Raw genomic sequence first — 19,745 nt, forward strand, 5'->3', positions numbered from 1 at the left:
TATTAGGCATACTCCCTTTTATCTTTGATGATTTAATTCCCAATGGATCCCGTATTTATCGGTTACTTTACCGAATAGGGCATTCCAAAATGTATCTTGGAGCTCCATTGTGATTTTACCGTCTTTTGACAGCCCATCATATACCTTTCTAAGTTCATCCTCACTGTCAAAATCAAGACCCATGATTATATTTGTTCCTTTTACAGGTTCATTTCCAAAGATATCATTAAAATAGATTGAATAGTTATCGTTAAGATGTAATTCCGCATGTATGTATTTACCTTCATGCCCTTTAAACATTTCAACCCCATCTGCAAGCTGTGCATGTTTGATTTCACCGTTTAATACTTTCGCGTAATATTCAATCGCTTCCTTGCAATTTTCGATATTTAGGCGCGGAATAATTTTTTTCATAATCAATCCTCCATTTAAATTTACTTTATGTATTACAGAAAATCCTATCAGAATTGTTAAGAAAATTATATATTTATTTAGAATAAAAAACAAAGCATCACTTTCCTTTTTAGTTTGTTTTCATTATATTGAAAAAAGGAGGGCTAAAAAATGGAGAAAAAAATCGCGACTTATATTTGTAAGCAAATTGAAGAATGTATAATGAACAATCAAACTTCCTATGATATTGCCAAAATGGATATCATAAATGGAACCATTCACGGATTCCACCAATGGACAAACGGGAAAGCAATTATTGCCGGTTATCATATTTCAAAACCAGAGGAACCCGGTTATTATCTATTATTTATAGATTGGCATCGAAATGACCGCTTTTATTTAGTTATATATCCGCATAATAAATCTACCACTTTAGCAGAACTGCAGAACATTAGTGAACAAGAAGGACAAGCGTTTATAACTTGGAGATATAATCCTTTAAAACGTGATGGTAAAAATCAAGAGCGAAAAGCCTACTTTAAACAAATTTTTGGCTCGACCGATATCCATATACCCATTCCAACTTCTTCTCATGAAGTCGCAACATTTTTTGATCAACTCATATCGTTATGCCAAAAGAGAGTAAAAGCCGACCGTATAGTGGATGTATTTGAATCATGATTAGAAAAAACTGTGCATCAGCTATCTATAAATAAAATAAGTCTAGTATCCAGGCAAAATTTTAGACATAATTCTATAAGAAAAAGCCATGAGAAAAAACGATTCTCATGGCTTTCTGTTTGGTAGTTTTCATATATTGTTCATCAATCCAATCTTTCCTCTTATTTCTTTTATAAACGGAACACTTTTTTGTCTTGCTTTTTCTGCACCAGAAAGAAGGATTTCATTTACTTTTTCAGGACGTGCCATTAGTTCCTTATACTTTTCACGTGGTTCTTCAAGGAATGCATTCATAACCTGGAATAATTCCTTCTTAGCATCTCCCCAACCGATTCCGTTCGCATATGCCTCTTTCATCGTTTGGATTTGTTCCGGAGTTGCAAATTCCTTGTACAAATCGAAAATGATCGATTGTTTAGGATCTTTCGGTTCCTGTGGTGGAGTGGAGTCGGTCTTGATTTTTTTAATTAATTTGTATAATGTGTTTTCTTCTTCAAATAATGGGATAGTGTTGTTATAGCTTTTGCTCATCTTTCTTCCATCTAATCCCGGCAGAACAGCAGTTTCCTCTTCTATTGTAAAATCAGGTAATGTGAACGTTTCCCCATAATTTTTATTAAAATATTCTGCAATATCACGGGCAATTTCGACGTGTTGAATTTGGTCTTTGCCGACAGGAACTATATCCGTCTGAAACATCAATATATCCGCTGCCATTAGAATGGGGTATGTGAAGAGACCCATATTTACACCATCATCTATTTCTTTCCCAGCTTGTTTATTTTGCTCCACCAGTGATTTATAGGCATGCGCTCGGTTCATAAGCCCTTTTGGAGAAAAGCAAGCTAATATCCATGAAAGTTCAAAAATCTCCGGTATATCTGATTGCCGATAAAATATTACCTTCTCGGGATCGAGTCCGAGTGCTAACCATGCAGCGGCTACCCCAGTCGATAATGTACGGAGCTCATCGGCATTTTGCGTTTTGGTTAATCCATGGTAATCAGCAACAAAATAGATTGGTTGATATTCTGGGATCATCGCTAAATGCAATGCAGGCTTAATCGCCCCGATATAATTTCCTAAATGAATTTTTCCTGTTGGTTTTACTCCTGTTAAAACTGTCTTCATTGTATAACCTCCTATGCTTTCGAAAAGCCGTTTTCGTATTGATTGTTGTTTTTCGTAAATAGCTATAAATCCTAAAATGGACTTAGTCTCGGGGCATCTTTTTTTAATGGCTATTCACTCATAACCTATATAACGATGTTTATAGGTATTTCCTCTTTAATAGCGACAAAGTTTAAGAAAAGAGCCTTTCGAAACACAAAAAGGGCTCCCCATCCTAAAAAGGACGGGAAGCCCGTGGTGCCACCTTTATTCGTTTACCTATATAGGTAAACGCACTCTATCGCACGGAAAATTTACATTTCGATGCGTTGTCTCTTTTAACGGTAAGACCTATCCGCCCAACCTACTACTCGTTCAGTCAGGAAGCTCAGAAGCCCATTCAGCAAAAGTCCACACTGATTTTCACCAACCATCAGTTCTCTAAAGTGTTTCTAATGCTTACTCTTCTTCGTCATTGCTCTGCATTATATTTTTTATTTTATAGTATATATTTGTAAACTACAACTTTTCTTTTTTGGCCTCCATCAAGTCATTGCAGTGCTGAATTAAATAGGATAAAAAGTTGACTGCATCGGAAATTCTCTCTTCGTTAGTATGGTAGCTGCTTATCTTAGATCCTTCACGAATTCTGATTGCTTCTTGTATAATATTACTCCATTCTTTCGGAAGGTGGTTCAGTGCATATTTGCCAGATCCACGCTTTGAAGTAATATCATTCTCTTTTATTGTATAGAATTGCCTTAGTACTCCGAGTACAGACCACTCAATTTCTTCGTCAATGAGAGCAGCTGGAAACGTGGAGAAATCAAGAGTTTTATATTTTTCTACTCGATTTTTCCAATAAGAGTTCATATTGTCATGAACATAAGCAATTAAGTCATTTGGATTGACCTCTATTTTTAGTTCTTCAATTGCAGGGCCATCGATTCTGATTCCATAATGCTTTAATGTCCACCATGTGATTGGGTTTTGATTAAAAGCACCAGACTCGTGCATTATTCCTCCATTGTAATAAGGGCTAGAGGACGTTTCTGTATTTTTTCCAATATCGTTCAATTGTATATACTTGCCATCCATCTCGGGTTTTGCATACTTCTCTGAAATTATTTGGTGTATTTTTTTTAAGACTTGAATATCCTCATGCATTAATGGATGTTTCGTTATCGTTAAAAAATCTACATCACTGGAATCATCAAAAGCATTTAGCGTGACGGAACCATGGAGATAGATTCCTTCTATGTTGTTAGGCAGTTTTTCATTAAGTAGTTTAGTATAATCTTTTATCAATTGGTTTACGATTGTTGGTATCATAGTATTTCCTTTTTTTAGATTACAATAATTAGAATTTACTGATATTCTAACTTACTTGTTTAGTTGTGTCCATCATTCTCTAGTTTATTTACTCGTACCCTGTTTTGAAGCTAATGCTACTCTTATGCTATTTTTTGTGACCTCTTTACCTTTTATTGTGACCCGGTCTCCTCTTATTGTTCCCTCTTCTATTTTTCGCTCCCTGTTTCGAAGTTAATGCTACTCTTATGCTATTTTATGTGACCTATTTGCCCTTTATTGTGACCCGGTTTCCTTTTATTGTTCCCTCTTCTTTTTTTCGCTCCCTGTTTCGAATTTAATGTTACCCTTTTGCTATTTTTTGTGACCTCTTTACCCTTTATTGTGACCCGGCTTCCTTTTATTGTTCCCTCTTCTTTTTTTCGCTCCCTGTTTCGAAGTTAATGCTACTCTTTTGCTATTTTATGTGACCTATTTGTCCTTTATTGTGACCCGGTTTCCTCTTATTGTTCCCTCTTCTTTTTTTCGCTCCCTGTTTCGAAGTTAATGCTTCCCTTATGCTTATTTATGTGACTCCTTGCTTCACCAAATGAACCAGTAACCATTAAATAATTTGTTCGCACCATTTTTTTATTGTTCTGACACACTGTCTTCTCGTATAATTTTTTTAATAGTCGAACAAAAAGGATGGGAAGCTATGAAAATATCATCAGTTTGGATTCAAATGGATGGTCAAACAGAGGTTTATTTAAAAAAATGGGAAGACAATGATGTTGTGCCCCAAGCTATTCTTCAAATATCCCACGGTATGGCGGAACACATCGAAAGATATGATGAGTTTGCTAAATTTTTAGTTTCGAAGGGTATTTTTGTGTATGGCAACGATCATCGTGGACATGGTCATACGGGGGAACGAGCAGGGCTTCATGGTTATTTTAGTGATGAAGATGGTTTTGAGCGTGTGGTGGACGATCTTTATGAGATTAATAAGAGAATACAGAAGGAATACCCCGACATTCCAGTATTCTTGCTTGGGCACAGCATGGGTTCTTCTTTGGCGAGACGGTATATACAAAAATATGTTGATTCTATTACCGGGGTCATCATTTCTGGGACAAATGGAAGTGCCGGGCTCCTAGGTAAAATTGGGAAGGGAATTGCTATATGGGAGATGAGGAAAAACGGTCCAAAAACGCCAAGCCCACTCATGAATAAGCTTACCTTTGGTAATTTCAACCGGAACATTAATCAACCAAAGACTGAGTTTGATTGGTTATGCAATGATCCACACGAAGTGGAAAAGTATATCAATGATCCTTATTGCGGGTTTGTCTGCAGTTCTGGATTTTTCTATGACCTCATTACCGGAATAGAAAGGATACATCAAAATAATCTTATTCAATTAATTCCTAAAGATTTGCCAATGTTTATTTTTAGTGGTGAAGAGGATCCTGTTGGCGGAAAAACAAAAGGGGTTAGGAAAGTTATTGAGCAGTATAAACAGAATGGACTTAAAAACATTGACAGTGCCTTTTTTAAAGAAGGCAGGCATGAGATGTTGAACGAGAAGAATAAGTTTGATGTGTTTAACGCTATCTATAGTTGGATATTAAAACAATTAGATTATCTTAATGAAAGAGGAGGACACTGAGTCCGTTATTCTTACTAAATGAGCCAAAATTAAGGTCTAATAGGACACTGAATCCGTTATTGACGAATAAACATAGAGAAATTACTGCTTTTATATAAAATAACGGATCCTGAGTCCTCGGAACATAGGAAATTGGCACTTTTTTCACAAATAACGGAACTAGAGTCCGCAAATCTCAGACAAAAGACCAAATCTGTACGATTTGGTCTTTTACGTTTATTTTCATTATTTCTTTTTGCGAAGTGCAGCTCCAAACGCAAGTACAGCGAGTACTAAAGCTACAACCGAAAGTGTATACGATGTTGAATTAGTAGTTTTTGCGTCTGATTTAGTAGTATTTTCGCTTGCTTTATTATCAGCATGGTGATCGTCTGTAGCCTGCACATTTACATTGGGCTGAGATGTAGTGATAGCTGTAATCGAATGTGGTGTATCTGATTTTTCATCACCAGTCCACTCTACAATGGAGCCATCTTTATAGTATTGATATGCATCCCAAGCAGCACTTCCTTCTTTATCAGGGTTTTTAGCAACAAAGTTAAATTGTTGGAATTGTCCTGGCAAGATTCCCTCACCAGTTGCTTCCCATGTAACCTCAATCACTTTCCCGGAAGCGTTCTTCTTTGTTATTACTTTCCAGCCTGGTGCCGGCTGGTATTGTTCGAACTCTACACCGTTTGGAATCTTGAGTGTAACTTTCGTAGTCGGAATTTCTTTTTCTACTGGAATTTTAATTGTATAGGTTTCCCACGCACCTGGAGCTGAGATAGCTGGTTTAACCGTGACATGGGCACTTGCAATTCCTGCAAATAGAAATAGCCCTGCAATAGTTGGTAACGCAATTTTTGATATTTTTCCGATTAGCTTTTTCATGTTGTCTACTCCTTTACTGACTTCCTGCTAAAATAGTAAAGTCTGCATCAATAGTTTGTAATGATTTCGTTAGTCCATGAACATGAACCTTCCATTTTCCCGCCATACTTAAAACACCTGTTACTGGCTTGTTAGCCTTAAGGTTTTTCTTTGTGAACTCGATTGTGTTCACACCCATATCCATATCAAGGCATGTTAAGGATACTGTAACCTGATCAAGATTTTGTACCTTTTTTCCATCTCGAGAAATATCTACTTTGAATTCATTTTTTCCAATCGTATTTGGCGTAATATGGAGTTCGATGAAATAACCAGCTTTTGTGACCGTTTTCTGCTGAACCGGTCCTGGAGCAGCAAGTGCTGTTGGTAAATTAGTAAGGATTGCTGCAAGGATAAATACAATGATTCCAATACTGAACTCGCCCCAAATTGATGGTCCCAATGTTTTCTTTTTACGCTTTCCTCTTAAGAAGTTAAAAAGTGCCAGAGCAATCATACATAATAAGAGCAAACTTTTTGCTACTATCATTTGTCCATAGGTTGTATGGAAAAGTGAATATACTGTCGGGATGAACTGAAAACTCACATAAATACCGGTTGCCACAATAATAGCTACGAATGCACTTCCCCAATAAGAAAAACGTTGAATTGTGGACCAATAGATCCCTTCATCATCTTTTTTAAGAAGCAATAGAATGGCTAATAAACTTCCAATCCAAAGGGAGGCTGCCGCCATATGCAAAGAATCAATCGTAATCCCGATGAATTGATATATAAATGTTGTTGCGTGACCTATAAAGGATTTCGATACAAAGAGAGCGAGCATAGCTATGATACCGGCAAATGCCCATTGTTTTTTTGCATTAGAATGAATGATGAAATAAGTAATGAAATATAAGACAATCATTAGTCCAATTTGTACAAGCCATATACTACCAAAATTCGTATTCCTTAACGTTTCCATTAACATAGAAACGTTAATTGCATTTGTCCAGCTTACTCCAGCATCAATCGTTGTCTGCAAAGGAAGACTTAGAATAATACTAATAAGCATAGCGTGGAGGGAATATCGCAAAATTCGTTTGCTTCTATTAGAAAAATAAAATGATGTTCCTTTATATACAAATAATGAGTAGAAGAGACAACCTATAAAAAGCGAACAACTTATATAAAATAACCAACGAATTATTATCATATCTGCATGCGGTAGGTAGCCAGATGTAGTGGCAGCGAGCTGCTTACTATTTCCTCCTGACTTCCCGATTTGAAATGGTATCGTTCCACTGACAGGATGGCCATCACTTGAAATCACATTCCATTGGATTGTATATGTACCATCAGGTAAATTAGGTTTTAATGTTACCTCTATAATATCTTTGTTTTTCTTATTGATATGAGCATTATTTTGATCAACCCGTTTTCCTGATTGATTCAATACTCTAAGAGAACGAGAAGTTAGTTGGATTTTTTCATCAAATTGAATGCTAACTTTTGAAGGTGATTTCCCCAAATCCGCACCTTCTGTTGGTGTAGATTTCACTACATATGCATGCGCAGATGACGTATTTGGCAAGGAAATCATCATAAATAAAATTAATAGGAACCATAAATAGACTTTCTTTATCCTCATACACCTGTTCCTCCCAATAACATTCCAGTTCATGAGGAACAATGCTTGGAATGTGAGTTTCTCATAAGCTTCTTTAATTCCGGAATTGCTTCTTCAAAGGAAAAGATTGCTCCCCAAAGCCTTTTGAAATTGCTCTATTTGCTTGTATGATTCAAAAACAATTGCTTGTGGCTGGCAGCAATTCATGTGAAAATCAGCACCAATTAAATAATAGGTAATTTTTGCACTAATCGTGTCCCATTTTTGAAACATCGAGTCTTTTACTGAGTTCTGATACGGTTATCGTTGTTACCTTCTCAAGCCACGTTAAAATTTGCTGTTTTCTTTGGGCAGGTAGCATTTCAATCCTCCCATACTAGTTTCTACAGTACTTCTTCATATATTAGATATTAACCCATTTCATGTGATTATTTGTGAAAAAATGTTGAATTATTTCAAACAAAATGGTGTCAACAAAATGGATACCTGGCACCCATCTTGTTGACACCGCTTTTTACATATCTACCTTTATAACAAATGGAGCTACAAATACTTTTCCTTCATACTGAAATTGTCCCCAGATTTTATAGACACCCTTTTTTGGGAAATATACCATAAATGTTACATCTGGACCATGTTCTTTTGAGGTCATTGGATGGATATGTAGATATTCTTTTAAATCTTTACTTATCGCAACTGCATGACCCATTGCCCCCATATAAGGCTCTAATTTCGTAATCGGTTTATTTGTTTTGGCATCACGTATTGTAAACTTCATATCTAAGTTCATGCCTGCCATAATATGATCAAAGGAAAGTGTTACTTTTTTTCCATCAATCACTTTTGTCATATGTTTGTCCGGTTCAATCGGGACTGGGGCAGGAGCATCTCCTTCCACATGAACCCACTCTCTTTGGAGACCATTATCCTCTGAGCCTTTTGGGGTAAACTCTGTAATGACATTATAATCACCAGCTGCAGGCAGGGAAGTGGTGATATCGAACTCACCGTTTCCCTTATACTTAGGGTGAATATGGGTAAAATACGATAAGTCTTTACTAACAATGATCATATGCATTAATTTTTCATGAACTAAATCAAATTTCGGAATCGGTTTCCCTTTCATATCCTTAATGACAACAGAAATTGGGAAATCCTGATTTGGTTTAATTTCCTTAGGGATGGTCCAATCCGCTTTCGTTGGTGCCACTTTGCCTTGCATCGAACCCATGCTCATTTGATCCATTTGGGACATTGATACATTTACCGCACCACTACAGCCTGATAGGATAACAGTTCCAATTAACAAAACAGAGAATAAGTAACGTTTCAGGTGACATTCTCCTTCCTGAATAAATATTTTATCCACTAACATTATAAGGTTGTACAATAGTAAAGTAAAATGAAGTACCTAAAAATGGGAAGTACGTGAATTAGCTGTAAAAAGGAAAATGCCCTTTCCAAATAGGATTAGACATTTAAACTCTTCTTCCAAACTATAAGGTTGGCAAGAAGCATTATGATTATATAAATATAGACACCGAAACTAAAAAATGTGCTGATGAAATGTAGTACAACAAAGATCAATATCGGGATTAACAATACAATGATTTTCCAAGTTTCTGTTTGTCCGACCAATTCAAAGCTCTCTGAAAAAGGGATGGTCTTTTTTAAAATAATAAAACAAATGATGGTGTAGAAAGTTGAAATCAAGAATGCCAAGAATAAGTCTGGAATAACCCTTGCCCCGAAAATCACCACAAATAAGGTAAAAAGCACTAAATACAACGGCATGTAAAGACGTGCCAGAAATGCCTTCAATGTCCCCTTAAATACCGGTGATAATTGCCCGAGAGGCACTGTTTTATATATCCATGCACCTTTATATGTTCCAGAGTATTTTAGCATCGTGATAACACTTGGGATCATAAGCATGCTTGAATAGATGGATAAATAACCTTTCCCAGCTGAGAGGCTGGAAAAGCTACTTACACTTATAATGTTAAAAAGAAATATAAATGGCATAATGATTGCGAAGCCTAATGATGGATACACCTTTAGCTTAAAATCGCGCTCATTCTTCATCATTAAACTAGCAAAGCGGAAAAATGCCTGTTCTTCTTTACTGGAACATATTATGTTGATTAGCGCACTACCTATTTTGCTTCGTTTCTTTTCTTTCAGAACACTATGAATTGCAAGCTTTTGCAGGTTTTTCTCAAAAGACGGTACAAAACGCAAATATATTAAAAAAGATAGTATCGGAACAGCGATTGCGAGTACAGAGAAAATCACATTAAATGAATCGAAATGCCTGTTTAAAATCATTTCATATGGCGCACCAAACCACATCGGGACGATAAAAATCTGCCACCACTTTGGCGTAAGAACCACGTGGAGGTTAATAAACTGAAAGGACCTCCCAAGCACCTGATAGCCAATCATGATGGTGAACGATAATCCAATTTGGACGTAATTAATAATATCTTTTAACTTTTCGCCATCAAAAAACTTTAAAATTAGCATATAAATCAATGCAGTTATAACAAGAATGAATGCTTCCAGCAAGATGATCAGGATGATAGACAAAAGAAAAAACAATATCCCGTGTTTGAAAAGACCAACAATCAGCGGAATGGTGACAATGGAAGCTGTTAGGAAAAACAAATAAATGAACACATGCATCATTTTTGCTGCACTAATCGTTTTTTTATCAATCGGCCGTGTATGTAAAATATTTTTATCACGAATATCAAGCAACACCGATGAAAAATCGGAAATCATCGATGTCATAACTAAAAACATCACATAACCGAACATAATACTCATTTGAAAAAGATAATTTTCACCGGAAACAATAAACGGGATAATGAATAACCCAAAAAATGCATACATCCAAAGCGATTTTAGAAATCCATTTCCTTCGTCATGTGCTTTCTTTTTCTTTCTTTGTTGGTTAAATACAGTAGGAACTCTGCGCTGGTCCATGATGAGTTTTACTTGAAGGATCTTCCTCATGGTAGGATAATCGACCCCAAACTTTTGAAAAAGACCGCTAAATTTATCTAATAACTTTAAAGTTCGAATCTCCTCCATCCCTACACCCCTTGTACGACGGAGACAAATCTTTCACCAATTTCCTTATGTTCATGGAAATCAGTGAGCTGATTAAAGATTTCTTCCAGCGTTCCTTCCATATTCTGATTCTTAAGTTCTGTAAAGCTGCCGTCTGCAACAATATTTCCGCCATGTAGTAAAATAATGCGACTGCTGATTTTCTCCACCACATCCATAATATGTGAAGAGTAGAAGATTGTTTTGCCCTGTGCAGCCAACTGTGCAAGAATTTCCTTGAATATCATAACACTATTAGCATCCAGCCCATTGATTGGCTCATCTAAAAATAAAATATCCGGGTTATGAAGCATACTGGAGATAATAAGGAGCTTTTGCCGCATCCCTTTTGAATAGGAGGCAATTCGTGAATAGTACACTTCCCCAACTCCAAATAAATCCATTAAACTTTTTGCCTTATAGTCTGCAAGTTCAAAATCTAATCCGTAAAGCTCTCCGATAAAAGTTAAGTACTCATGTCCGGTTAAATTATCATATACTTCGGCAATTTCAGGAACATAGCCGATTCTTTTCTTGTAATCTATATTGCCATCAGCGATATCCCTGCCAAAAATCTTTATTTCACCGGAATAACCATCCTCAATACCGAGCAATAATTTTACCGTAGTACTTTTTCCAGCTCCGTTCGGTCCGATATAACCAATTATTTCTCCACGTTGAACGGTTAAGTTAATTCCTTTTAATACTTCCTTTACGCCATAATCCTTTCGTAAATCACTTATAGTTAATACTTCTTCTCCCATCACCAACACCCACTTTTTAGTCGATATATTGATATTTTAGCATATATTTCCTAAGTAAAGAGGAAGCAAATTTAAAGCGGGTAATGCCCGCATTACCCGCTTAATGAACCTTCACTACAATATAATCAAAAGGTTTATTGTTTAAATACACATATAAACACCATATTCCCGAACTCGGAAAAATCATGTTACAAGGGGTATGCATATCCGCCCCATGCACCGGACCCATTATGATGTTACTTTCCCATACATTTTCACTTAAATCTGTTTCGTACAGAATTTTCGATAGTTGTTCTGTGTCCTTTTTCATTCCAACTATTTTCACTGGACCTTGTAGTTCGGCTGTACTTCCCCAAAATCCCCACATAAATTTATCTACTTTTTTTGCTGCAGTATCAGGGCCAAATAGCCCTAATCTCCCTTTTTTCCCAATCATCGATGTACTTTTATCTGATTGGAATGTTGGGCTTAATGTCCAAACTACATTATTAAAAATTTGTTTGTCATAGAAACTTTTCACCTTTTCCTTATCGGTAAAAGTGTTCTTTAACAGTTCTTCCCACTGCGTTTGGCTATTTGATAGTTCTCGTAATGGTACTCCATAGAAGTTTTCCAATTCTTTTCTAGAGGCATGAAAGGAACGTGTTCCATCATTTGTTTTGACATCAAATGAGACCTCATCGACATTTCGAACCAGTATAAATAATGTGGTTGCATTATAAAGGAAAATTCTGTCTGAGTTTTCCCCACTCCAATACTTATCGACGCCTTTTTTATTCGAATGATAATCCACATGAATTCCGTACGGTTCTTTATTTGTACTTAAGGAAAGTCCCTTAAAATAATCCTTTCCAGGTAATTGACGGAGGATTCCTCCTACAGCGCTGTTGTCTCCTACATAACTTTCTCTATATGGAATAAGGCTTTTTATATTGACTTTATCCTTGTCATCAATTGTTAAAGTAAATGAATGCGTGTTCGTATTATTACCTTGTTTCTGCATCAATGTGATCATAGCGAAACTAAAAATAATGAAAGTTAGGATTCCGACAAATGAAAATACTAGCTTTCTTGTATCAAACTGAAACGCTCTTCTTTTCTCCACAAACTGAGCATCCTCCATTAAGGAAAAATAAATTTTATTCTTTACATCCGTATTCAGCTTCGGTTTAGGTAATTCTTTCAACTTTCTTTCTATTGATTCTTCGTTTGGATGGTTCATCGCTCTGTCCCTCCTAACTGCTTTTGCAAAGCTTTTTTTGCTCGGTAATAAGTAGAGCGAACTTTATTATCACTCCAATTTAGAACTGTAGCAGCTTCTTCTGTTGACATTTCATTGATTCCTCTAATAATCAAGATGTCTCGATAATTCCCTTTTAAGGATTGAATGGAGCTATACAAATGTTTATTTTCTTCGCTTAATTGCAAGAAGAAGTCTGGTGTTTGATGATCAATTGGTTCTTGGTTCATTTCATAAGATAGTTGTTCTTTCCATTTATTTCGCTTTTTCTTTCGGATTTCATCAATTGCTACATTTCGAGCGATGCTAAATAGCCATGTTTTGGGACTAGAGTTTCCTTGAAACGATTTTAGCCCCTTCATCGCTCGAATAAATACTTCTTGTACAAGATCCTCCACATCATGCGGGCGAATCCTATATAGGAAGAATTGATAAATATCGTCGCTATATTGATGAAACCAATCGGAAATGATCTTTTTACTATTCACAATTCTACTCCCTCCGTATTGGTCTTCTTGAATAATTAGACGAATCAGTCTTCTTTATATCGCAGTTTTATTAATAATTTTTACACAAAAATAAGACAGAACTAGTCTGCCTTCCAGATTTTAATTGCATTAGTTGGGGAACAACCTTTTCATTATAGATAGTGAATCACATTTAGTTTTTAAAATGATATTGTCTTGCTCTATATAAACCATTTTACAACAGATTTAATTAATTGGATTTATTTTCAGAATGAAATAGTGGGAAATTTGTAATAATGTAAAAATATAAGGAGAGAAGCTATATGAAATGGATAAAATATGTAATTATTGTTGTTATTATCATTGCGGCTGGAGGAGCCATTTGGTTCTATTATCCACAATATCAAATAAACAAACTGCAAAAAACAGCTTCACTGCATGGAAAAAACACGCATCATAGACAAACTTCATATATCCAATACTTTGCTAAAATGAAGTCATCTGAAATTCACCATTTAGCTATTGGAGATTCGGTCATTAAGGGGATTGGAGCAAATCAAAAAGAAGATTTTATTACTAAATTTTCTAATGAATTAAAGCAAGCTACTGGAAAATCTGTTATTTCCACAAATGAAGGTATCCCCGGGATTACAAGTACGGAGCTTAATCACCTAATTCAACAAGGAAAGTTTGATGATGAAATAAAAAATGCAAATATTATTACTATCAATGTAGGTGGAAATGACATCCTTCGTGTAGCCAAGCAAAGAAATTTTTATCAAGCGATACATTCTTTCAGTACATTACAAAATGATTTTGAAAATAATTTAACTCAAGTGACGAATCATATAAAGAAGCTAAATCCAAAAGCAACATTGGTTTATCTGGAATTATATAATCCGCTTACCCCCAACAACCAGTTCTATAGTTTAGCTAGTAAATTACTACCGAAGTGGAACATCAATATTTATAAGGTTGCTGGTCAATTTCATGAGCCAATTGTTGTGCAAACTTCGAAGATTATCAATGATAAACATTTACAATATCTTTCCCCTGATGGTGTGCATCCAAATTCAAAAGGATATTTCGCTATTTCACAGCAAATGTTCTACGAATTTCTGCATACTCCATGGCCAAAATCGACTTAATAATTTCGGAAATCGGCGAGATAGCCGATTTCTTTGCTTCTGAATAAATAATTCAGGCGCTTCGGAAAACAATTCAGGCAGTTAGAGGAATAGTTCAGGCAGTTCAAGGAATAATTCAGGCAAATGAAAAATACCACAACCGAATCTGCTGTGGTAGACGAAATATTTTCATGTCCCTATTACTTGAATGTATGAACCTAATATCTCTTGGGCCGGAATAGACTGCCCACCTTTTAATCTTAGCAAAAAAGGTCCTTCTCCATGTTGATTCATATAATCGGATAGAAAACCGTCCCCAGAAGGAGAAGCGAATGTGAGATTTCCCCCTTCTAAAGAAAGCTGAATGCAGATTGCATTAAGGTCCCTATCTTTATAAGGTTCGTTTTTTTGTAAACCAAATAGATGGCTCCATTTTTCTGCTTGCTTTTCCATATCGCTTACAGCATTCACCAAATCCTGAACTTCCACTTTGCCAATGGAATGTATGTTTATTTTTTCATATAAATCCTGCCTACGTTCTTCATCACTTTGATCCCATTGAATGATAAATGGCAGCGGCAATTCCGATTGGTCCTCCTTGATAAAAAGCATCTTCCAACGGATTGTTATACCATCATCTCTTGTCCTTTCCCCTTTCATTGGCCCCTCTATCTTAAACCCTAGTGTTATTGCCCTCTCTGCAACCTCTTCTATCTGTTTTGTTCTCAGGGCAATTCTATTAAACCCTTGTGTATTAGGTAAAAGATTGATAGCCTGGTTGGTAAGGTCATGATAAATTGCTACTTCTTCCGCTTTGAAGCGATCTCTTATCCCCAAAAATTCAATATAGCTTAGTCCAAAATAGGATAGGGAATTGTACGTCCCCCATTTTTCATGATTTCCGCCTTCTGAAGTATGGAGACCAATTAAATTCATTGCATCGATTGCTTGTAATGGATTGTTTACATAATGAACAAGGTGATCAAAGTATAGTTTCATTTTTTTTGCCTCCAAAAATTTTCTTCTATCCGTTTACAGGTTCAGCCTTCCAGTAATATTCACTAAACACCTTAGCAAACGCATCTACAGCATTATATAATTCTTCTAAATTATTATCGACGCCACCGAACTCAAGTAAGATGGAACGATTGGAGAGATCTTGGTTGTATACACCATTACCATTATCTTTAGTTTTAATAAAAATACCACGACTAATACCTGGGTATAGTTTTTCTAAATTAGTGTTAAGCTGCTTAGCATAATTTAAATTTTCTTTATAATTATTATTCTCTTTTCCGACAATAATATCAATCCGCGCATATTTCTTGCCATTAATATTGGCAGTAGTGATCGATTTCCTTTGTGAATCTCTATGAATATCAATTAAAAATTTTGCATCTTTATCCTGGGCTAATGTCTCTTCAACATGCTCACGTGAAAGAGAATATGCATTATTGTAGTTCCAGTCTTTACTTTTTAATTCTGCACCCATATTACTAGTATCATGTTCCACACCTATTCCCTTATCTATTAAGTCTTGCGTTAGTCTTGCTCCAACAGCTACTACATTAATTTTATTATTTGTACTTGTTGCGTCATCAGGGATTTTTGCACCTTTAATTAATGGCAAAAATGATTCCCAACTGTGTGTATGATAGATATATACTACTTTTTTTAAGTTAGTATTAGAATTAGGAGATTGACCTTTTTGGCTGCTCTCTCCTGTGTTATTTTCCTTATCATTTAAATTTTGATTATCAGCTACTTCCCGCTCTTTCGTAATATCATCATCCGATTTAGGGGGTAGATCGATGGGTAGATTCGTAAGATTTGTCCCTCTTCCTGCAATCGCTATTTCCATATTATAAGCATCCAATCCAGGTATTTCACTCCCAAGAAGGGTAATAGATTTCGAGGGATTGATGTTTGTTACAAGGGTGAATAGAAATTTTGAAAGCGAAATCTTATCATCTACATTTTTATTTGCAAACAACGCGTGGTTTTCACTTTGGAGCATATAGACAAACAAGCCAGAATAATTTATTTTACTCATAGAGTCTTTTAACGATGCTGATGAAGGACTTAGCGGAGTCTTTACTAAACATATAACTAATAAGAACACCAATATTACACCCACAAATATCCTGCTAAAAAAAACGACGATATGGATGGGTTTATGATTTTTTTCAAGCATTTGACTAACCTCCTATTACTAGTATTCTATGAATGCAACTTCATGGTTAGAATCTATTAGAAAAAATAGTCCGATTTTTATATTATCTTTTTTTACATATGATGTGAGTTGGCTCCTCTGAACTTGTCTTTTGACTGATACTATTTGTTTCGTATAAGGTTTTTAACTAGCATTAATATGTTGAATGAATTATAATCAAAATGATTTCGATTTACTCATATTCTATGAAAGAAAATTCTTCAAGGAGGCAGACGATGAAAACTAGAAATGTATATGCAGTTTTTTTAACCTTAATTTGTTCCTTTTGCTTAGTTGCTTGCTCTACTACAGATGCAGATAAGAGTAAACAACCAGCAAAAGATCAGTCAAAAAAAATCGACCAACCAACCAAAAATACTGCCTTAAATTCAAATGCAAACAAGTCCTCTAATAATCAAACTAATCAGCCCAATAAGCAAACGGATCAACCCAAAAAAATAGATTGGAATGCACCCTCAGACGGACCTTATCCAACATTAAATGCTAATGAAAAAATTTGGATTGATGTTTCCATAAATGATCAAAAAGTCTATATAAAAAATGGCCAGACTACTCTATACACAATGGCTGCTTCATCAGGCCTCGATACGGATCCAGACAATTCTACACCAAAAGGTACTTTTTATATTCAGCCAGAACGCGGAGAATGGTTTTACTCAGCGGGCTACAAAGAAGGGGCAGAGTATTGGGTATCTTGGAAGAATCATGGAGAATTTCTATTCCATAGTGTCCCCATGGATAAAGAAAAAAATGTTATAAAGACTGAAGCAGAGAAGTTAGGTCAAAAAGCCTCGCACGGATGCATCCGCTTGGCTATTCCTGATGCAAAGTGGATATTTGATCATATCCAAACGGGTACAAAGGTGGTCATCCGCAGTTAGTCAATTTTCATACTTATTCAAAGAAGCTAATCCATTTTTATGGTTAGCTTCTTTTATTTTGTACTAAAAATGAAAGATTCACATACTATTTAATAGAGCTATTTTCGTACTAATTGTTTCTTTTGTATTTTGTCCTTAATGCTAAATTAGACTTTTCCTCTGGGCATCTTTTCTTAAAAGGTTACCTATTCTTAAGACATATTTAGTAGTTTATAAAAGGTTTTCTATTATAAAAGAAACAAAGTATAAGAAAAGAGACTTTATAGAGATAATTATTTCGTTAGGAGGAACATGAATGAAGGCGATACTGTCTAGAAGCTCAAAAATCACGATTGTAAACCTAATCTTTCTACTATTAATTTATTTATTCTTTTCAGCAGACCATATAAATAATCAAGGGCTGATTCATCTTATTCCTAATGAATTATTTAATGTAAATACGATATTCCTAAGCATAATGATAGAGGCAGTACCTTTTATATTAATAGGTGTTATTGCTTCAGCAATCATTCAAACCGTCGTATCTGATAATATGGTTCAAAAATTATTACCTAGACATGCTTTTTTAGCGATGTTACCAGCAACTTTACTAGGGATCATTTTCCCCATTTGTGAGTGTGCAATTATCCCGGTCGTCCGGAGATTAATTAAAAAAGGGCTACCACAGCATGTCGGGATTGTTTTTATGCTTTCCGTGCCCATCTTAAATCCTATTGTTTTTTTATCAACCTATTATGCTTTTCCAAATAATCACGTTATTTTATATGGAAGAATGGTACTAGCTTTTCTAGTAATATTATTGATTGGATCCATTACTTTTATCCTTTTTAGAAATAAGCCAATTTTAAAGCACAGCACAGAAGGGCACCATCATCATACTTTAACCAATAAAAATAAATCAGGACAATTCTTTAAACATGTCAGTGATGAATTTTTTGATACAGGAAAATTCCTCTTGATCGGTGCTCTTTTGGCTAGCCTTTTCCATACATTTCTAGATCGAAATCTTCTTGTTTCAATTGGGAGTAATCATACCGTTGCACCTGCTGTTATGATGGGATTTTCTTATGTATTATCGATTTGCTCTGAGGCAGATGCGTTTGTTGCATCATCTTTTAGCAATTCCTTTAGTGTTGGCTCGATTATTGCTTTTCTTGTTCTCGGCCCCATGCTGGATCTCAAAAATACTATTATGCTATTTGCCTACTTCCGTTTTAAATTTGTCATTATTTTCATTATCACAACCTGCTGTATGGTTTATCTAGCTTCAAGATTATTTGAGATTTTAATCTGAAAGGTGGGATAGAATGAGCTTACCTCGTGCTAAATTTCATACGTATTTCAGAGGAATCATCCTGATAGGCTTTAGTCTATTTTTCTTAAAATTATTGCTTACGGGGAAAATTAGCTATTTTATCTCCCCAAAATTATATCCATTTTTATCTATTACCATTGGAATTTTAATCATTGTCGGGATTATCCAAATTTTCATCGGAACATCGGATAGTGAGGAAATTCTTTGTGATTGCTGCGAAGAACATCAACCACCAAAAACAACATTCCGTTCCGCGATCTTCTATTCTTTATTTATCATACCGATCATTTCAGGATTTCTATTTTCCAATCATACGCTCGGAAGTTCTATTGCGAAGAATCGTCAAGTTCAACTCACTACCTCCAGTCAGAGTAGCGTGCAAAACAGTACTTCTAACGTTTCCAAAAAGAAACAGAATCAACAAAATAACGGTAGTACTAATAACACAGTACCTAATTCCACTCAACAGCAATATATAACCCAAAAAGAATATGACAATTTAGAACAATCCATGTTCCGAGAAAAAAATATCGTAATTGATGACTCTAAATATGTTCCGACAGTTGGTTTGATTGAGGAAAATTTAAATAAATTCATTGGGAAAGAAATTGAAACAGTAGGATTTGTGTATCGTGAAAAGGATTTTACTAACAATCAAATCGTAGTGGCAAGATTCGTTATTACATGCTGTATTGCAGATGCATCGGTTTATGGAATTATGGCAAAAGGAGATTTGGCTAACTTCAAAAATGATACTTGGGTTAGACTAAGAGGGAAATTAAACAAAACGACTTATAATGGCACTACTATTCCTGTCCTAGCTGTGACATCCGTCCAAAAAATAAAAGAACCAACTCAGCCGTATGTATATGATGTAGGCATAAAAGTAGACTAGTCAAATGGATGACTAGTCTATAATTAGTGATATGAAAGCATAAATTTTTATCTTGAAAATTTATTAAACAAGTTTAGTCTC

Annotated in this window: 19 protein-coding genes and 1 other annotated feature; of the genes, 6 read left to right on the forward strand and 13 right to left on the reverse strand. The window is 35.4% G+C overall.

Annotated features, from left to right (window positions below):
* Positions 1–18 precede the first annotated feature (18 nt).
* The gene (locus AC3WJF_RS06950) at positions 19–414 is read right to left on the reverse strand and encodes a VOC family protein (RefSeq protein ID WP_492450636.1); all 396 of its coding nucleotides are present in this window, start codon (positions 412–414) and stop codon (positions 19–21) included.
* A 150-nt stretch (positions 415–564) separates the two neighbouring features.
* Here AC3WJF_RS06950 and AC3WJF_RS06955 point away from each other — a divergent pair, with 150 nt between their 5' ends.
* Positions 565–1,074, forward strand: a complete 510-nt coding sequence (locus tag AC3WJF_RS06955) for a hypothetical protein (RefSeq protein ID WP_492450638.1) — start codon at positions 565–567, stop codon at positions 1,072–1,074.
* Positions 1,075–1,203: 129 nt separating this feature from the next.
* Here AC3WJF_RS06955 and AC3WJF_RS06960 read toward each other — a convergent pair whose 3' ends face one another.
* Together AC3WJF_RS06960 and AC3WJF_RS06965 are read right to left on the reverse strand one after the other, a co-directional pair.
* The gene (locus tag AC3WJF_RS06960) at positions 1,204–2,205 is read right to left on the reverse strand and encodes a tryptophan--tRNA ligase (protein ID WP_492450640.1); all 1,002 of its coding nucleotides are present in this window, start codon (positions 2,203–2,205) and stop codon (positions 1,204–1,206) included.
* A gap of 216 nt (positions 2,206–2,421) precedes the next feature.
* Positions 2,422–2,669, reverse strand: a binding site (T-box leader).
* A gap of 34 nt (positions 2,670–2,703) precedes the next feature.
* A complete protein-coding gene (locus AC3WJF_RS06965; protein WP_492450641.1) occupies positions 2,704–3,516 on the reverse strand; it encodes an aminoglycoside adenylyltransferase domain-containing protein in 813 nt (270 codons plus the stop codon).
* A 676-nt stretch (positions 3,517–4,192) separates the two neighbouring features.
* Between AC3WJF_RS06965 and AC3WJF_RS06970 the strand changes: the two genes are divergently transcribed.
* The gene (locus AC3WJF_RS06970) at positions 4,193–5,146 is read left to right on the forward strand and encodes an alpha/beta hydrolase (RefSeq protein WP_492450643.1); all 954 of its coding nucleotides are present in this window, start codon (positions 4,193–4,195) and stop codon (positions 5,144–5,146) included.
* A gap of 225 nt (positions 5,147–5,371) precedes the next feature.
* Here AC3WJF_RS06970 and AC3WJF_RS06975 read toward each other — a convergent pair whose 3' ends face one another.
* From AC3WJF_RS06975 to AC3WJF_RS07010, 8 genes are all read right to left on the reverse strand, one after another.
* Positions 5,372–6,019, reverse strand: a complete 648-nt coding sequence (locus tag AC3WJF_RS06975) for a YcnI family copper-binding membrane protein (RefSeq protein WP_492450645.1) — start codon at positions 6,017–6,019, stop codon at positions 5,372–5,374.
* Positions 6,020–6,032: 13 nt separating this feature from the next.
* The gene (locus AC3WJF_RS06980; RefSeq protein ID WP_492450647.1) at positions 6,033–7,649 is read right to left on the reverse strand and encodes a copper resistance protein CopC; all 1,617 of its coding nucleotides are present in this window, start codon (positions 7,647–7,649) and stop codon (positions 6,033–6,035) included.
* A gap of 226 nt (positions 7,650–7,875) precedes the next feature.
* Entirely contained in the window at positions 7,876–7,989 is a 114-nt protein-coding gene (locus AC3WJF_RS06985; protein ID WP_492450649.1) for a DeoR family transcriptional regulator, read from the reverse strand.
* 153 nt (positions 7,990–8,142) lie between these two features.
* Complete coding sequence (locus tag AC3WJF_RS06990) at positions 8,143–9,003, reverse strand: DUF8832 domain-containing protein (RefSeq protein WP_492450651.1); 861 nt, start codon at positions 9,001–9,003, stop codon at positions 8,143–8,145.
* Positions 9,004–9,098: 95 nt separating this feature from the next.
* The gene (locus AC3WJF_RS06995) at positions 9,099–10,724 is read right to left on the reverse strand and encodes a hypothetical protein (RefSeq protein WP_492450653.1); all 1,626 of its coding nucleotides are present in this window, start codon (positions 10,722–10,724) and stop codon (positions 9,099–9,101) included.
* Between the two features lie 2 nt (positions 10,725–10,726).
* Positions 10,727–11,506, reverse strand: coding sequence for an ABC transporter ATP-binding protein (locus tag AC3WJF_RS07000; protein WP_492450655.1), 780 nt, complete (start codon positions 11,504–11,506; stop codon positions 10,727–10,729).
* A gap of 100 nt (positions 11,507–11,606) precedes the next feature.
* Entirely contained in the window at positions 11,607–12,728 is a 1,122-nt protein-coding gene (locus tag AC3WJF_RS07005; RefSeq protein WP_492450656.1) for a DUF4871 domain-containing protein, read from the reverse strand.
* Complete coding sequence (locus AC3WJF_RS07010; RefSeq protein WP_492450657.1) at positions 12,725–13,234, reverse strand: RNA polymerase sigma factor; 510 nt, start codon at positions 13,232–13,234, stop codon at positions 12,725–12,727. Before AC3WJF_RS07010 ends, AC3WJF_RS07005 begins: the two co-directional genes overlap by 4 nt.
* Positions 13,235–13,536: 302 nt before the next feature.
* On the opposite strand from AC3WJF_RS07010, the gene AC3WJF_RS07015 reads away from it, so the two are divergent.
* A complete protein-coding gene (locus AC3WJF_RS07015) occupies positions 13,537–14,361 on the forward strand; it encodes a GDSL-type esterase/lipase family protein (RefSeq protein WP_492450659.1) in 825 nt (274 codons plus the stop codon).
* Positions 14,362–14,529: 168 nt separating this feature from the next.
* On the opposite strand, the gene AC3WJF_RS07020 is transcribed toward AC3WJF_RS07015, so the two are convergent.
* Positions 14,530–15,339, reverse strand: coding sequence for a VOC family protein (locus AC3WJF_RS07020; protein WP_492450661.1), 810 nt, complete (start codon positions 15,337–15,339; stop codon positions 14,530–14,532).
* A 25-nt stretch (positions 15,340–15,364) separates the two neighbouring features.
* Entirely contained in the window at positions 15,365–16,534 is a 1,170-nt protein-coding gene (spoIIP, locus tag AC3WJF_RS07025) for a stage II sporulation protein P (RefSeq protein WP_492450663.1), read from the reverse strand.
* A 254-nt stretch (positions 16,535–16,788) separates the two neighbouring features.
* On the opposite strand from spoIIP, the gene AC3WJF_RS07030 reads away from it, so the two are divergent.
* The 3 genes from AC3WJF_RS07030 to AC3WJF_RS07040 all read left to right on the forward strand — a co-directional run bounded on the left by AC3WJF_RS07030 (position 16,789) and on the right by AC3WJF_RS07040 (position 19,664).
* Positions 16,789–17,454, forward strand: a complete 666-nt coding sequence (locus AC3WJF_RS07030) for a L,D-transpeptidase (protein WP_492450665.1) — start codon at positions 16,789–16,791, stop codon at positions 17,452–17,454.
* Positions 17,455–17,749: 295 nt separating this feature from the next.
* On the forward strand, positions 17,750–18,748 hold the full coding sequence (locus AC3WJF_RS07035; protein ID WP_492450667.1) for a permease: 999 nt from the start codon (positions 17,750–17,752) through the stop codon (positions 18,746–18,748).
* Between the two features lie 13 nt (positions 18,749–18,761).
* A complete protein-coding gene (locus AC3WJF_RS07040) occupies positions 18,762–19,664 on the forward strand; it encodes a TIGR03943 family putative permease subunit (protein ID WP_492450669.1) in 903 nt (300 codons plus the stop codon).
* Positions 19,665–19,745: the final 81 nt, after the last annotated feature.

The sequence above is a fragment of the Heyndrickxia sp. FW510-T9 genome, assembly GCF_058781025.1.

What these genes read in the sequence shown, in the direction of transcription:
- AC3WJF_RS06950 (WP_492450636.1), bottom strand. Translation starts at nt 414, where the DNA reads ATGAAAAAAATTATTCCGCGCCTAAATATCGAAAATTGCAAGGAAGCG.
- AC3WJF_RS06955 (WP_492450638.1), top strand. Translation starts at nt 565, where the DNA reads ATGGAGAAAAAAATCGCGACTTATATTTGTAAGCAAATTGAAGAATGT.
- AC3WJF_RS06960 (WP_492450640.1), bottom strand. Translation starts at nt 2,205, where the DNA reads ATGAAGACAGTTTTAACAGGAGTAAAACCAACAGGAAAAATTCATTTA.
- AC3WJF_RS06965 (WP_492450641.1), bottom strand. Translation starts at nt 3,516, where the DNA reads ATGATACCAACAATCGTAAACCAATTGATAAAAGATTATACTAAACTA.
- AC3WJF_RS06970 (WP_492450643.1), top strand. Translation starts at nt 4,193, where the DNA reads ATGAAAATATCATCAGTTTGGATTCAAATGGATGGTCAAACAGAGGTT.
- AC3WJF_RS06975 (WP_492450645.1), bottom strand. Translation starts at nt 6,019, where the DNA reads ATGAAAAAGCTAATCGGAAAAATATCAAAAATTGCGTTACCAACTATT.
- AC3WJF_RS06980 (WP_492450647.1), bottom strand. Translation starts at nt 7,649, where the DNA reads ATGAGGATAAAGAAAGTCTATTTATGGTTCCTATTAATTTTATTTATG.
- AC3WJF_RS06985 (WP_492450649.1), bottom strand. Translation starts at nt 7,989, where the DNA reads ATGCTACCTGCCCAAAGAAAACAGCAAATTTTAACGTGGCTTGAGAAG.
- AC3WJF_RS06990 (WP_492450651.1), bottom strand. Translation starts at nt 9,003, where the DNA reads ATGTTAGTGGATAAAATATTTATTCAGGAAGGAGAATGTCACCTGAAA.
- AC3WJF_RS06995 (WP_492450653.1), bottom strand. Translation starts at nt 10,724, where the DNA reads ATGGAGGAGATTCGAACTTTAAAGTTATTAGATAAATTTAGCGGTCTT.
- AC3WJF_RS07000 (WP_492450655.1), bottom strand. Translation starts at nt 11,506, where the DNA reads ATGGGAGAAGAAGTATTAACTATAAGTGATTTACGAAAGGATTATGGC.
- AC3WJF_RS07005 (WP_492450656.1), bottom strand. Translation starts at nt 12,728, where the DNA reads ATGAACCATCCAAACGAAGAATCAATAGAAAGAAAGTTGAAAGAATTA.
- AC3WJF_RS07015 (WP_492450659.1), top strand. Translation starts at nt 13,537, where the DNA reads ATGAAATGGATAAAATATGTAATTATTGTTGTTATTATCATTGCGGCT.
- AC3WJF_RS07020 (WP_492450661.1), bottom strand. Translation starts at nt 15,339, where the DNA reads ATGAAACTATACTTTGATCACCTTGTTCATTATGTAAACAATCCATTA.
- spoIIP (WP_492450663.1), bottom strand. Translation starts at nt 16,534, where the DNA reads ATGCTTGAAAAAAATCATAAACCCATCCATATCGTCGTTTTTTTTAGC.
- AC3WJF_RS07030 (WP_492450665.1), top strand. Translation starts at nt 16,789, where the DNA reads ATGAAAACTAGAAATGTATATGCAGTTTTTTTAACCTTAATTTGTTCC.
- AC3WJF_RS07035 (WP_492450667.1), top strand. Translation starts at nt 17,750, where the DNA reads ATGAAGGCGATACTGTCTAGAAGCTCAAAAATCACGATTGTAAACCTA.
- AC3WJF_RS07040 (WP_492450669.1), top strand. Translation starts at nt 18,762, where the DNA reads ATGAGCTTACCTCGTGCTAAATTTCATACGTATTTCAGAGGAATCATC.